Below are 12372 nucleotides of genomic sequence, written 5' to 3'. Positions count from 1 at the left end.
ATGTCATCGATTGGGGTGGGTGCCCAGGAGTTCTCCGAGCTCGTCCCGGCTGCAGACCCCGGTTCTCCGGCAGGCGCGGTACAGATGACCTTCCACGGTGCGCACGGAAACCCCCAGTCGCTCGGCGATTTCCCGATTGGACAAGCCCCGTTGCACGAGCTCCACGATCTCTCGCTGGCGTCCGGTCAACGGAACCGGCTCCAGATAGGCCCGCAACGCGGGGGTGTGCTCGCTCCCTCGCACGCGTCAGCCAATCGTCGTGCGACGGCACACGCAGTCAGCGCGGGCCCGCGGCGGCCGGCCCGCCGGAAGTTCGCGGCGGCGTGGGCCGCGGCGTCCGCAGCCGCGACGAGATCTCCGAAGACCTCGTACGCACGGGACGCTTCGAGCAGTGCGTCGCCGTCCCGTCCGGCCAGCGCGGTCGCGTGGGCAGCGGCGGCAGCCACCCGTGGACCCGAGACGACGGTCGGTGCGCGGCTGTCGGTCTCCACCACAACGAGCCTGCTCGCTTCGGCTGCGTCGAGTGCGGCGGGATCGACCACTGTTCGCAACACCGCGAGGTCGAGGGGCTCGCAGGTGGACAGAACGTCGAGCACCTCGCAGACCGACGCCGACTGCCGGCCGATGCTCGCTTCCACCAGACCGAGAAGGGTCGGTGACAGGCCCGACGGACCTGGCCACAGCCAGACGCCCGACGACTGCGTCAGCCGACCGCTTGCATATTCGTCTTCCAGAAGGTGGCGCAGATAGAGCACATTCCCCTGCGTGCAGGCCCGGAGTCGCTCGGCGCTGGACGCCTCCATCGGAGCTTCGAGCACCGTCTCGACGAGCGTGCGTGTGTCGTCCCGGGACAACGGACGCAGGTCGAGTCTGCGCAGCGGTCCATTCTTGCAGCACCGGACGAGCGCATCCGGCCAGCGTTCGCCGGCGTGGACGGTCAGAACCACTGTCGCCAGTCCGTGGAGCACAAGCCGGTGGACAACAAATGCCGACATGTCGTCGAGCAGGTGTGCATCGTCGACACCGACCACCAGATGCGGCCGGTCGGGTCCACCGACCAGCCCGGTGAGAACGTCATGAACTCGCATGAGCGGGTCAGCACCGAAGTCGGTGACGACGTCGGTGAACGCACCCAGCGGGACGCTTCGGGACGACTCCGTTCCTGCCGTCCAGTAGGTACGGCATCGGCGGGTGCGCGCCTGCTCCAGGGCCTCGCGCGCGAGCCGGGTCTTGCCGACGCCAGGTGCTCCGGCGATGACGATGCCGGCGCAGGAGCTGTCCCCGGCGATCACTGTGCGGACGATTCGCAGTTCGTCCCCCGGCCGGTCAGCGGCCACGCGCTGATCACATGCGAATTCTAGGTCACCACAGCAGCGGTGCTCCACCGTCGGGCCACACCTGCAGGGCATCTGGTTCGGCCTCGGCGATGCGCGCGGATCCCTCCGGCGCGTCCGGGTCCACGTACCCGGCGAGCGGTTCGTCACCGGCAGCCCCTGCCCGCATCCGCAGCGCTGCCGCGTACGGCTTCGGCAGCTCCTTCGACATCGCGTCCCAGGTCTCGAAGCTCTCGTTCATGCATCGAGGGTTGCGCCGCGGCACGGGGACGGCACGCGTAGGGAGGTACTCCATTCGGATCCGTCCCGGCCGGACCGGTACGTCCGCCTCGTGCCCCATGCGTACCCCGGCTCGGCGCGAGGGCCGGACTGGGGTAGCGCACTACTCGCGTCCCCCGGCGGCGGGCGTCCGATGCTGAATATGCGGTCCGGAGATTCGGCCCCGCCCGGGGGCGGTCACCACCGCGTCACACTACTGCTCGGTCCTGCCGGACCACCCGAACGACAAGGACAGCCATGTCATGCAACAGCATCCGCGGCCCAGTGGCACCGCGGCAGCCGGGTCGAACGCCCGCGCCGTGCACATCGTCACGGGAGCCACCAACCGTCCGGGGAACGTGGCTGCTGGGCTCCACGAGGGAGCTGCTTCGCGATCCCCTCGAACTCGGTCTGCGCGGGTACGCCGAGGGAGGCGACGTCGTACGCTACGCCGTCGGGCTGCCGGGCCGGCGCCGCGAGTTCTTCACGGTCAACCACCCGGACGGGGTGGGGGAACTGCTGAACGCTCCGAACCACCTCAACTACCGGAAGGACTCGGAGTTCTACCGCGCGATGCGCGACCTGTACGGGAACGGCCTGGTCACGAGTCAGGACGAGACCTGGTTGCGTCAGCGTCGATTCATCCAGCCCCTGTTCACCCCGCAGAGCGTGGACGGCTACGTGACGACGATGGTCGACGGAGCCGAGCGTGTGGCCATCCGGTGGCACAACTGTCCGAGTCGCCTCGTCGACCTCGGTGCGGAGATGACGACGCTGACGCTCGGTGTCGCCGCTCGCATCCTGTTCGGCGTGCAGGCGCCCCAGATGCTGCCGGTGCTGCGCACGACGTTGCCCGTCCTCGGACGTGCCGTCCTGCAGCGGGGTGTGTCCGCGGTTCGGTTTCCCTCTGCGTGGCCGACGCCCGGGAATCGGAGAATCGCGCGCGCGGAATCCCGTCTCGACGGGCTGTGTGACGCGATTATCGAGCGCCGCCGCGCCGCCGCTGAGCCGGGGGTCGACCTGATCGGGCGCCTGGTGGCGGCCCAGGAATGCGGTGACGCGTTGTCCACCGCTGAGATCCGCGATCAGGTCAAGGTGTTCCTGCTGGCCGGACACGACACGACGGCCACCATGTTGACGTTCGCACTCCACCTGCTCGGCAAGAACGCGGGTGTGCAGAATCGAGCTCGGGACGAAGCCGAACAGGTGCTGGTCGGCGGAACACCGACGGCCGCCGATGCCCACGCGCTGACGTATACGACGATGGTGCTCAAGGAGGCCGCGCGGATGTACCCACCCTCGCCGTACCTGACGCGGCGGGCCGTCGAGGAGAGGGAGGTGTGCGGGTATCGGATCCCTGCCGGTGCGGACGTCAACCTGGCGCCGTGGGTGGTGCACCACCGTGCCGATCTGTGGCCGGAGCCGTTCCGGTTCGACCCGGAGCGTTTCACCCCGGACAGCGAGAGGGAGCGTCACAAGTATGCGTGGTTCCCATTCGGTCACGGCCCCCGTGGCTGTATCGGTCAGCGCTTCGCGATGCTGGAGGCGGCGGTAGCCCTGGCGATCCTGGTGCGTGAGTTCGAGTTCTGTTCCCTTTCGGGCTCGGTGGCGCTCACCACCGATCTGCTGCTGCACCCGGCCGGTGAGGTGCCGTGCGGCGTCCGCCGGCGCGTACCGGTGCGCCCGGCGAACCGTCACACGGACCAGTGGCCGTGAGAGGACTGTGGAAACGGGCACAGACGGTCGATTCCCCGAGGTAGTGGCGCCTACCCGCCCCATCACGGATTCGTGCGTGTTTCCGGAGGTTGCGCGGTGCACGCCGTGGGCAGATTCCGAAGGTGCGAGCGAATCCGTGCGTCCTTGACATGCGCCGGGCCACACCCCAAACTGACAACGTGCGTAGTCAAAGCGAGCTCGTCCCGCTCGGCCCCGACAGCCTGACGTGGAAGTACTTCGGCGGCTGGCGCGGAATGTTGTTCGGCCCCTGGGCCGGATCGATGCAGAACATGCACCCGGGCCTCGGCGCGGCCGTGGAGGAGCACTCGCAGTTCTTCGACGAGCGCTGGGAACGCCTGTACCGGTCGCTGTACCCCATCTACGGCGTCGTCTTCGACGGCCCGCGCGCCCCGGGGACCGCCGCCCAGGTGCGTGGCTACCACGACACGATCAAGGGGATCGACAAGAAGGGCCGGCGCTACCACGCCCTCGACCCCGACACGTTTTACTGGGCGCACGCGACGTTCTTCTACAGCCTCGTCGTCTCGATCGAGTGGTTCGACGGCCCGCTGTCCCTCGCCGACAAGCACAGGCTGTTCGACGAGCACGTCCGGTGGTACCGGCTCTACGGGGTGTCGATGCGACCCGTCCCCGGCAGCTGGGAGGACTTCCTCGCCTACTGGGACCGCATGTGCCGGGAGGTGCTCGAGGACAACAAGGCGACCCGCGACGTGCTGGACCTGTCGCACCTCGACCGGCCGCCGTTCCTGCGGTGGGTGCCCGCGAGTGTGTGGACGGTGCTGCGGCCACCGATGACCTGTGGGTTCCTCTGGCTGACGATCGGCCTGTACGACCCGCCGGTGCGCACGCTGCTGGGCTACACCTTCTCCGAGCGGGAAGAACGGCTGCACCGCGCCATCGGCCGCTCGATCGGGCTGGGGGAGAAGCTGATTCCGCGACGCTACCGCTACCATCCGCGGGCCCGGGCCGGCTGGGACCGCGCATCGGGCCGCATCCCGGCGGACGCGCCCGTCGTGCACACGCCCGATCGCAACCTGCCGCCGGCGCATCTGCTGGACAGTCCGATGCACTACACGGGGGCACACGAGAATGTGAGCGGCGGCACGCGCTGAACCGTCGCGGGCGGTGGCGTCATGGCTGGACCGCTCGCAGGGGTGCCGGAATCCGGTCAGGGGCGCAGTAGGACCTTGGTGGCGCGCCGCTTGTCCATGGCTGCGTAGGCTTCGGCGACCTGCGCGAGGGGCAAGGTGAGGTCGAAGACCTTGCCGGGCTCGATGCGTCCGTTCCAGACCCGGTCGAGCAGGTCGGGGAGGTAGGCGCGCACCGGGTCTTCCAGAACATGTGCTGTTGCGGAAGGTCGGTGACGTGGGGGACACCGACCCAGCCCACCATGGCACCCGGGTGGGTCGAGCGCAGCGCTTGCAGAACGCCCACGTCACAGGCCCGATGGTGCACCCGGGCGATCTTCCGCACCTGCAAGCCCTCGCCGCCCGCATCCAGGCCGGCGAACCACCCCCGACCGAACTGGTGCGCCTGCACGGACCCGGCGGCCGGTGGCGAAGGCTCAGGTCACCGTGCGGCCGTTCCAGCTCGACGACGGACCCGCACACGTCGATCTGACCCTGGTCCAGATCACTCGCACGCTCGACCGGTACCGACCGCCGCCGTCCGTGCAGGGACGTGTCGTCTGCGCAGGTGAGCGAGTTGCCGACACGGCCGGTGCAGTCGGCACCGCCGGATCGGGGGAACGAACCGTGCCGGCGCAGGGGATGGCATAGTGACCAACCGGGTACGCGCCAGGTGGAAGGGGTGGTGATGAGGGGCCGCAAGACGGGGGCAGGGTGTGGGTGCTGGGGGTTGTCGTGGCGCTGGCCACGCAGACCGGCTGCGGCTGCCCGGCGTCGGCCCCCCTTGTCGCCGGCCAGCTTCTGGTCGCCTGCGGCGACAACCCCGAACGACTGACCAGCGAACAGCAGTTCGCTGCCCTGTGCGGAACTGCACCCATCCCCGCGTCGTCGGGCCAGCATCAGCGGCACCGACTCTCCCGGGGCGGCGACCGCACCGCCAACTCCGCGATCCATCGGATCGTGCTCGTGCGGATGTCCGCCGGCGACACGCGCACCGTCGACTACATCGCGCGACGCACGACGGAAGGGTAAATCCGAGCGCGAGATCATCCGGTGCCTCAAACGCTTCGTCGCGCGCGAAGTCTTCAAAATCATCCGGAATCCGCAACCGGGGGCACGCACCGACACGGGCCGACTCCGACAACGTCGCCGAACACTGGCCATCCCGATCACCACGGCGGCGAACGCACTCGAGGTTCCCTACCAGCGTCTACGACGTCTGGAAATCGGGCAACGCCTCGACCCCGATCTCGCCGCCACCTACTCGCGGTGGCTCACCGACCGCGAACAGCAGTCCAGCTCCCAACCCCTGGCTGACACGGCTTGACACCAATAGGAGCATCCATCTTCATGGACGCAACCCCATTCTCGACCCACGTGTATCCACCGCGAGCGCGGTGGCGCGGGTGCCGGCGGATGCGGATGCGGCATGGAGGAGGCCGTTGCCGGTGGCAAGGACGTGCATACGAACCTTCTCGCCCGCGGCCATCGGCGTGTGCAGGGCAACCGCTATCCGGCCCCGTCCGGGGACGACCCTCCCTTGGCGGTGGATCTGCTGGTGCCGCTGACGGCCGGCGGGCGCATTGATGCCGTGTACGTCGGGGAGTACGGGTTCGACGTCATCCCGGGTTGAGCCTCGCGCCGGCCGCCGCACCGGTCGAGGTGTCGATCCACGCCCCTGCATCGAGGAGACACGCTGGTCTTCGATGCACTGCTTCCGGACGTCGAGGCAGCGGTCGTTCTGAAGACACTCGCGTGGCACAGCCGATCGGCCGCAAACGATATCGGCGATCTCTGCTCGCTGATGACCATCGGGCACGAGCACAAGCCGCGACTGCCGGGGTAGAAGCTCGGTACCGCCCGGAGCGGAACACGTGGGGATGCTGCGCGGGCGTTGTACGTCTTGGTGGCGATGATCGATCGACAGCAGAGGATCGAGGGGCTGACCATGCCGGTCAGAGCACGCCTCGCGAGGCGCAGCGCACGATGTCACCAGCAGAAGATCAATTCGACGAGGACATGTGACCAGGAACAAGATCCTTCCACGCCACGCCACGCCACGCCACGGGATGGTATGGCTACCTGGGGGGCGGCGATGCTGTGGCCACGCCCGTGAGCTGGTTTACCACGTCCGGGCGGATCTGACCCAGCGCTGGGCGCCGGTGCGCTCGCCGCCCTGGACGTATCGGAGCTGCGCGACGGCGAACCGCCCCCACAGAACCTGCCACCGACAGCACAGCTCGCACTCGCCGCAGAGCGGTAATCGCGCTGCCGCAGCCGCGGCACGGCGTCGACCTCAGTCCACAACCGTAAGGGGACTTCGTCCAGTTGGCTCGATGGCCGTCACGTACGGCGATGCGGTTCGCCGACCTACCTGGACGCGAAAGTGCGAGGGCACAAAAGCATGTCAGGGAAATGATGTCAGCCAGGGAGAACAAACTATTGACCTTCCGATCGGAAGGGATTAAATTCATCGGTCAAGCGGATCCGAGTCCGCGATCGGGCCCCACGCCCGCGGCGCCTCGCCGCGTGTCGTTGTCGGCAACTCGGTGCGAGGAGTGTGCCCCATATGGCTGTCAATTCCACTGGTAGAAAACGGTTATCGAGCAGGAACATCCGAGTGGCCGGCGACTCGACGAGGGTATGCAGCTGTCGAGGGGCAAATTCACCTGAGAGTCGGCCATCCGGGGTAACGGCCTGGTTCCACTGCAGGACTATCCTGTCGAGATATATCCTCCGGCAAAAGCTCTCGCCCGAGTTTCCTTGTTTGAGCTGCAGTTCGCGGGCCATCGGATCGGCACGGCGGGCGACTGGCCGGACGTGCTGGTCGCGACCAAGACGACCGAGCAATACCTGCGTTGTCGATTCGCGGAGCGGGCGGAAATCGCCGAGGCGAACGTCACCGCATTTCACGCCGACTACGCGTTTGAGGACACCACCGAGTCCTGCGCATCGCGATATGAGGTCGCGACGGCGAATCTGCCGGAGGGGCGGAACCGTACAGTCTCCGAGAACCTTGCGCTCGCCTACGGACTGCTGATCGGAGCCCGCAGCGCGGGCAGGCCGCTGTTCCTCTGCGTGACCGGGTCATGCCCGCGTTGGACCTGCGGCAGGGACTTGCGCGCCACAAGTCCCACGGAGCGCGGACCTTCCAAGCCGAGGACGAGAGTGCGGCGATCGTTGCCGCGGTGGGTGCCTCCTTCGGAGGTCACTTGGTTGTGACCTCGTGCCGCTGGACGGCGTGGACGCTGGTTCTCTGGTGGTCCACGACGCTCACGACGAGGATCCGTCGATCGCATTCATGCTCGCGCGTCTGCCGGACCGGCAGGGGCGAGTCGTCCCGGTCGGCAGCTTCTGCGACGTGGCCCGGCCCGCGTCCGACGATCTGGTCAAACGAGCAGATCGCGCAGGCCTGCACCGGGACCGCGTCGGACCTGGCCGCGGTCATCAGCGGCGGCGACAGCTGGGTGGTGGGTTCGGGCGTACGGCGGTGACCCATCTCCCATCCGGAACGACCACACGAAGGAGTAGGAAGTGATCATCGATCAAGTAGGCGTCGTGGGTGGTGGTCTCATGGGGACGGGCATCGCGCGTGTCTGTGCCCTCGCCGGCGCCGATGTCGCGGTCTGCGAGGTGGACGCCGAGCGCGCGGAGGCGGCGCGGGCACGCACCGAACGTTCGCTGCGGCGCGCCGCGGCGGCGGGCAAGATCACCGACGCAGACTGCAACGGTGCGTTGGGGCGGCTCCACTACACCGCAGCGCTCGAAGACCTCGCTGAACGCGAGCTGGTCATCGAGGCCATCGTCGAGGACGAGCGGGCCAAGACGGACCTGTTCGCCGCGCTCGACAAAGTGGTCGTCAGCCCGTCCGCCGTGCTCGCCTCGAACACCTCGTCCATCTCGATTACCAAGCTGGCCGCCGCAACCACGCGCCCGGAACGGGTTGTCGGTCTGCATTTCTTCAATCCCGTACCCGCGCAGCGCCTGGTGGAGCTGGTACCGACGCTGCACACCCAGGCGGCGACGATCGACCGAGTCGAACGGTTCGCCAGCGATGACCTCCGGAAGCTGGTGATTCGCTCGCAGGACCGCGCGGGGTTCGTGGTGAACGCGCTGCTGACCCCGTACCTGCTGTCCGCGGTACGCATGCTCGAGGCGGGATTCGCGGCGGCCGAGGACATCGACCGCGGCATGGTCGAGGGCTGCGCGCACCCGGTCGGCCCGCTGTCGCTGGCGGACTTCGTCGGACTGGATATCCTCCTCGCTGCCTCGACCTCGATGTACGAGGAGTTCCGGGATCCGGGTTTCGCACCACCACCTTTGCTGCTGCGCATGGTCGAATCCGGATTCCTCGGTGAGAAGACCGGCCGCGGCTTCTTCACCTACTCGTGATGCCCAGTTTCGAAGGAGCTTCCATGCCCTCAGCCAACTCCTACGCAGGACTCACCGTGTCCCCGAAGACGGCGTGGTCGCTGACCGGTGCGTCCGGTACAGGCGGTGATGCCACCGCGCCGACCAACCTGATCTGGCCGCTGCGCCGGGCCGCTCGACTGCACGGCGACTCGATTGCGATAGTCGATGGGGCGACGCGACTGAGCTATGCGCAGTTGTGGTCCTGGTGCGACCGGCTGGCCGCGGGTTTGGCGGGGCGCGGCGCGGTTCGGGGCGACCGGATCGGCATCCTTGGAGCCAACAGTGCCGAGTATCTCGCCGCCTACTTCGGGGTACCGGCTGCGGGTTACGTGCTGGTCCCACTGAATGCGCGTCTCGCCGACGCCGAGATGATTGCGATCATCAATGACTGCGAGCCGGTGATCGTGGTGGCGGACGAGGCTCATCTCGCCCGCGCCGAGTCGCTGTCGGCATCGACCGATGCCACCGTCGTGGACTTCGGACGGTTGCTCGGCGAACCGATCGAGTGCACCGCCTCGGACGGTGGGAGCGAGGTCGGTGCCCAGGATCTCGCGGCAATTTTCTATACCGGCGGTACGACGGGACGGGCGAAGGGAGCGATGCTTACCCACGGCAATCTCACCGCGAACGCGCTGCACATGATCGCGGGACTCGGCTATCGCTCCGATGACGTCTATCTGCACTGTTCACCGATGTTCCATCTCGGCGACGGGATGTCGACCTATCCGATGACCTGGGTGGGCGGACGACACGTCGTAATTCCGCGTTTCGAGCCCGAGGCCGTGGTCGATGCGATCGAGACGGAAAGGGTGACCTGTACCTTCCTGGTGCCGACGATGCTCACGCTGCTTCTCGAGTACCTGGACGGGACGGACCGAGACCCGGACCTGTCGTCCCTGCGTGTCGTGGTGCACGGCGGTGCGCCGATCGCGCCGATGCTGCTGAACAGGGCGATGGAACGGCTGGGATGCTCCTTCACGCAGTCGTATGGCATGACCGAGGCCGGGCCGATCCTGAGCTTCCTCCCCGACGAGGGCCTGCTGCTCGGCAGCCGGATCCTGAATTCCGCCGGGCGCCCGGTGGTCGGGGTCGAGGTGCGGGTGGTGCGGCCGGACGGAACGGACTGTGAGGTCGGCGAGACCGGCGAGATCATCGGTCGGGGACCGAACTTTGCGGTCGGGTACTGGCGGCAGCCGGAGGTGACCCGGGAGCGGTTCCGTGACGGCTGGTACTGGACGGGGGACTTGGCCTATCGCGATGAGGATTTCTACCTCTACATCGTCGGTCGGGCCGGTGATGCGATCATCAGCGGTGGGGAGAACGTCTATGCCGCAGAGGTAGAAGCCGTACTTGCTCAGCATCCGGACCTGGTCGAAGCCGCGGTGATCGCGGTGCCGTCATCTCAGTGGGGTGAGCAGGTCCACGCCGCCGTCGTGATCCGGCCGGGAGCGGCGACGACCGAGGCGGATCTCGATCGGCATTGTCGCGCACTGATAGCCGGCTACAAGATCCCGCGCTCGTACGAGTTCCATACTCAGCTTCCGCGCACCGGTCCTGGAAAGATCGACAAATTGGCATTGCGGCGTCCGCATTGGACGGCGCATGGAAGGGACGTGTCATGATCACATCGGATGGTGGGGAGAACAGGGTCGCGCTCGTGACCGGTGCCTCTCGTGGAATCGGAGCGGCCTGTGCTTTGCGTCTTGCGACGCAGGGGTACGCAGTCGCGGTGAACTTCGCGCGGTCCGGCCATGAGGCAGAGTCGGTTGTGAAGCAGATCCGTGCCGACGGCGGGCGGGCCGTGGCGATTCGGGCGGACGTAGGGGCGGAGGGCGCGGGCGAGGAGCTCGTGGGTGAGACGGTGCGTCGGCTCGGGCCACCGCTGGTGGTGGTCAACAATGCCGGGGTTCAGCGGTCCCGGGCGATGATCCGTCAGACGCGTGACGAATTCGACCAGATGCTCGACATCAATGTCCGTGGGGCCTGGTCGGTGACCCGCGCCGCGCTGCCGCACATGTACGACGCGGGCTGGGGACGCGTGGTGTTCGTCAGCTCGGTTCTGGGTGCCACCGGTGGGCCCGGCGACACCGGGTACGGCGCTTCGAAGGGGGCGTTGCTGGCGATGTCGAAGAGCCTGGCGCTCGAGGTCTCCCGACGCAATATCACCGCCAACGCGGTGCTGCCGGGAACGATCCTTACCGACATTGTCACCGACGTCGATCCGGCGGTGCTCGAAGCCAATATCGCGGCGATCGCCGCGCGGCGCGGGGGTGAGCCCGAGGAGGTGGCGGCCGTCGTCGCTTTCCTGTGCTCTCAGGACGCCTCCTATGTCAGTGGTGCGGAGGTCGTGGTGCACGGCGGTGGGTGGCTCACGCTTCCGCCGTCGAAATAGCACTGGTGGCATCGGATTCGAAACACGGAGGTAAGGACAAGTGCAGTACGGAATCGGCTTGTACACCGGGCAGGTACCTCCGGGCGAGGACCTCGGGTTCCACGACGAGTACGCCCGGATCATCGAGCAGGCGACTCTGGCCGAAGAGGCGGGCCTGGACTCGATCTGGTTGAGCGAACACCACGGGGCGACGGACGGATATCTTCCCTCGTTGTTGCCGATCGCGGCGGCGATCCTCGGTGCGACGACCCGGTTGGTGGTGGGGACGGCGGTGCTGCTGGCACCTTTCCACAATCCGCTTCGGCTGGCGGAGGACGTTGCGGTCCTCGACCAGATGTCGGGGGGCCGTTTCATCCTTGGGATGGGAACTGGGTGGCGGCGCGGCGAGTTCCGGTCTTTCGGGGTGAACATGGCGACCCGCGGACGGGCACTGGAGGAGACCGTCGAGATCCTCCGGCGGGCGTGGCAGGGGGGCCGATTCGGGTTCGAGGGGCGGGTGCACCGGATCGACAGCGCGATCGTCAGGCCCGAGCCCTTCACGCCCGGCGGGCCGCCGATCTGGCTCGGCGGGACGGGGCCGCGGGCACTGGATCGGGCCGGCCGCCTGGGGGACGGATTCTTCGGGGTCTGTACCCCGTTCGACCCCGCCATGGCGACCTTCTCCCAGGTACTCGAGTCTGTGCCTGAGCACCGGCGAGCGGGTTTCTCGTTCGGCCAGCTGAGGTCCGGATTCATCGCGGACGACCCCGAACTCGGTTGGAAGCTCACCGGGCGCGGTATGACCTACACGATGGACGTGCACGCTCGGTGGGCTGCGGAGGAAGCCGGCAATGCGGTCGAGGTGGACACGATGCTCACGCCGGAGGAGGTTGTGCGGCAGTACAACCTGATCGGCACACCCGATGAGGTCACCGCGGCGTTGCGGCCGTACGAGCAGCGCTTCGCGGCGCGCACCGATTCTCATCTCTGTTTCCGGCTCTATCATCCCTACATGCCGCAGGACGCGGTGCTGGACGCGGTCGGTACGTTCGGTAGGGTGGTGGTTCCCGCCCTGCGCACCTCGGCCGGCGGTGGGCCGCAGCCGGGGTGATTGCCGGGCACGCGCCGCACC

General features: G+C 67.7%; 12 protein-coding genes and 1 pseudogene. 8 read left to right on the top strand and 5 right to left on the bottom strand.

Translation table 11 applies throughout. The features are described from left to right. Nucleotides 1-3: 3 nt before the first annotated feature. From ISO16_RS29075 to ISO16_RS11450, 3 genes are all read right to left on the bottom strand, one after another. Nucleotides 4-243, bottom strand: a complete 240-nt coding sequence (locus ISO16_RS29075; protein ID WP_083662317.1) for a helix-turn-helix domain-containing protein — start codon at nt 241-243, stop codon at nt 4-6. Next, entirely contained in the window at nt 186-1292 is a 1107-nt protein-coding gene (locus tag ISO16_RS11455) for an AAA family ATPase (protein ID WP_072636059.1), read from the bottom strand. Before ISO16_RS11455 ends, ISO16_RS29075 begins: the two co-directional genes overlap by 58 nt. 70 nt (nt 1293-1362) lie before the next feature. Beyond that, the gene (locus tag ISO16_RS11450) at nt 1363-1575 is read right to left on the bottom strand and encodes a hypothetical protein (RefSeq protein ID WP_043798425.1); all 213 of its coding nucleotides are present in this window, start codon (nt 1573-1575) and stop codon (nt 1363-1365) included. A gap of 275 nt (nt 1576-1850) precedes the next feature. On the opposite strand from ISO16_RS11450, the gene ISO16_RS11445 reads away from it, so the two are divergent. Both ISO16_RS11445 and ISO16_RS11440 read left to right on the top strand, forming a co-directional pair. After that, the gene (locus ISO16_RS11445; RefSeq protein WP_072636058.1) at nt 1851-3308 is read left to right on the top strand and encodes a cytochrome P450; all 1458 of its coding nucleotides are present in this window, start codon (nt 1851-1853) and stop codon (nt 3306-3308) included. 179 nt (nt 3309-3487) lie between these two features. After that, nucleotides 3488-4441: an oxygenase MpaB family protein gene (locus ISO16_RS11440; protein ID WP_268256895.1), complete on the top strand. Its 954-nt coding sequence runs from the start codon at nt 3488-3490 to the stop codon at nt 4439-4441. A gap of 56 nt (nt 4442-4497) precedes the next feature. Here the strand turns inward: ISO16_RS11440 and ISO16_RS28990 are convergent, their stop codons facing one another. Continuing rightward, complete coding sequence (locus ISO16_RS28990) at nt 4498-4653, bottom strand: hypothetical protein (RefSeq protein WP_326839323.1); 156 nt, start codon at nt 4651-4653, stop codon at nt 4498-4500. Between the two features lie 592 nt (nt 4654-5245). Here ISO16_RS28990 and ISO16_RS29070 point away from each other — a divergent pair. Beyond that, a pseudogene (locus ISO16_RS29070) lies at nt 5246-5576 on the top strand (transposase); the annotation flags it as partial. A gap of 309 nt (nt 5577-5885) precedes the next feature. Beyond that, nucleotides 5886-6089 (top strand): hypothetical protein, encoded by a 204-nt coding sequence (locus tag ISO16_RS11420; protein WP_072636054.1) that lies wholly within the window; start codon nt 5886-5888, stop codon nt 6087-6089. Between the two features lie 1575 nt (nt 6090-7664). Here ISO16_RS11420 and ISO16_RS28680 read toward each other — a convergent pair. Beyond that, nucleotides 7665-7955, bottom strand: coding sequence for a hypothetical protein (locus tag ISO16_RS28680; protein ID WP_072636053.1), 291 nt, complete (start codon nt 7953-7955; stop codon nt 7665-7667). A 35-nt stretch (nt 7956-7990) separates the two neighbouring features. Between ISO16_RS28680 and ISO16_RS11410 the strand changes: the two genes are divergently transcribed. Genes ISO16_RS11410 through ISO16_RS11395 form a run of 4 tightly spaced genes read left to right on the top strand, consistent with a single transcriptional unit; the run spans nt 7991 to nt 12351 of the window. Continuing rightward, complete coding sequence (locus ISO16_RS11410; RefSeq protein ID WP_072636052.1) at nt 7991-8848, top strand: 3-hydroxybutyryl-CoA dehydrogenase; 858 nt, start codon at nt 7991-7993, stop codon at nt 8846-8848. A 23-nt stretch (nt 8849-8871) separates the two neighbouring features. Continuing rightward, on the top strand, nt 8872-10491 hold the full coding sequence (locus tag ISO16_RS11405) for a class I adenylate-forming enzyme family protein (protein WP_170913978.1): 1620 nt from the start codon (nt 8872-8874) through the stop codon (nt 10489-10491). Further along, the gene (locus ISO16_RS11400) at nt 10488-11261 is read left to right on the top strand and encodes an SDR family NAD(P)-dependent oxidoreductase (protein WP_072636051.1); all 774 of its coding nucleotides are present in this window, start codon (nt 10488-10490) and stop codon (nt 11259-11261) included. Before ISO16_RS11405 ends, ISO16_RS11400 begins: the two co-directional genes overlap by 4 nt. A gap of 40 nt (nt 11262-11301) precedes the next feature. After that, complete coding sequence (locus tag ISO16_RS11395) at nt 11302-12351, top strand: LLM class flavin-dependent oxidoreductase (RefSeq protein ID WP_065922145.1); 1050 nt, start codon at nt 11302-11304, stop codon at nt 12349-12351. Nucleotides 12352-12372: the final 21 nt, after the last annotated feature.

This window comes from Rhodococcus sp. M8 (assembly GCF_015654185.1).
GTDB lineage: Bacteria > Actinomycetota > Actinomycetes > Mycobacteriales > Mycobacteriaceae > Rhodococcus > Rhodococcus aetherivorans.
The sequence above is the reverse complement of the archived record's forward strand: the minus strand, read 5'-3'. Positions and strand labels throughout refer to the sequence as shown.

Coding starts and splice junctions, on each gene's coding strand:
- ISO16_RS11450 (WP_043798425.1), bottom strand. CDS start 1,575: ATGAACGAGAGCTTCGAGACCTGGGACGCGATGTCGAAGGAGCTGCCG.
- ISO16_RS11445 (WP_072636058.1), top strand. CDS start 1,851: ATGTCATGCAACAGCATCCGCGGCCCAGTGGCACCGCGGCAGCCGGGT.
- ISO16_RS11420 (WP_072636054.1), top strand. CDS start 5,886: ATGGAGGAGGCCGTTGCCGGTGGCAAGGACGTGCATACGAACCTTCTC.
- ISO16_RS28680 (WP_072636053.1), bottom strand. CDS start 7,955: ATGGGTCACCGCCGTACGCCCGAACCCACCACCCAGCTGTCGCCGCCG.
- ISO16_RS11405 (WP_170913978.1), top strand. CDS start 8,872: ATGCCCTCAGCCAACTCCTACGCAGGACTCACCGTGTCCCCGAAGACG.
- ISO16_RS11400 (WP_072636051.1), top strand. CDS start 10,488: ATGATCACATCGGATGGTGGGGAGAACAGGGTCGCGCTCGTGACCGGT.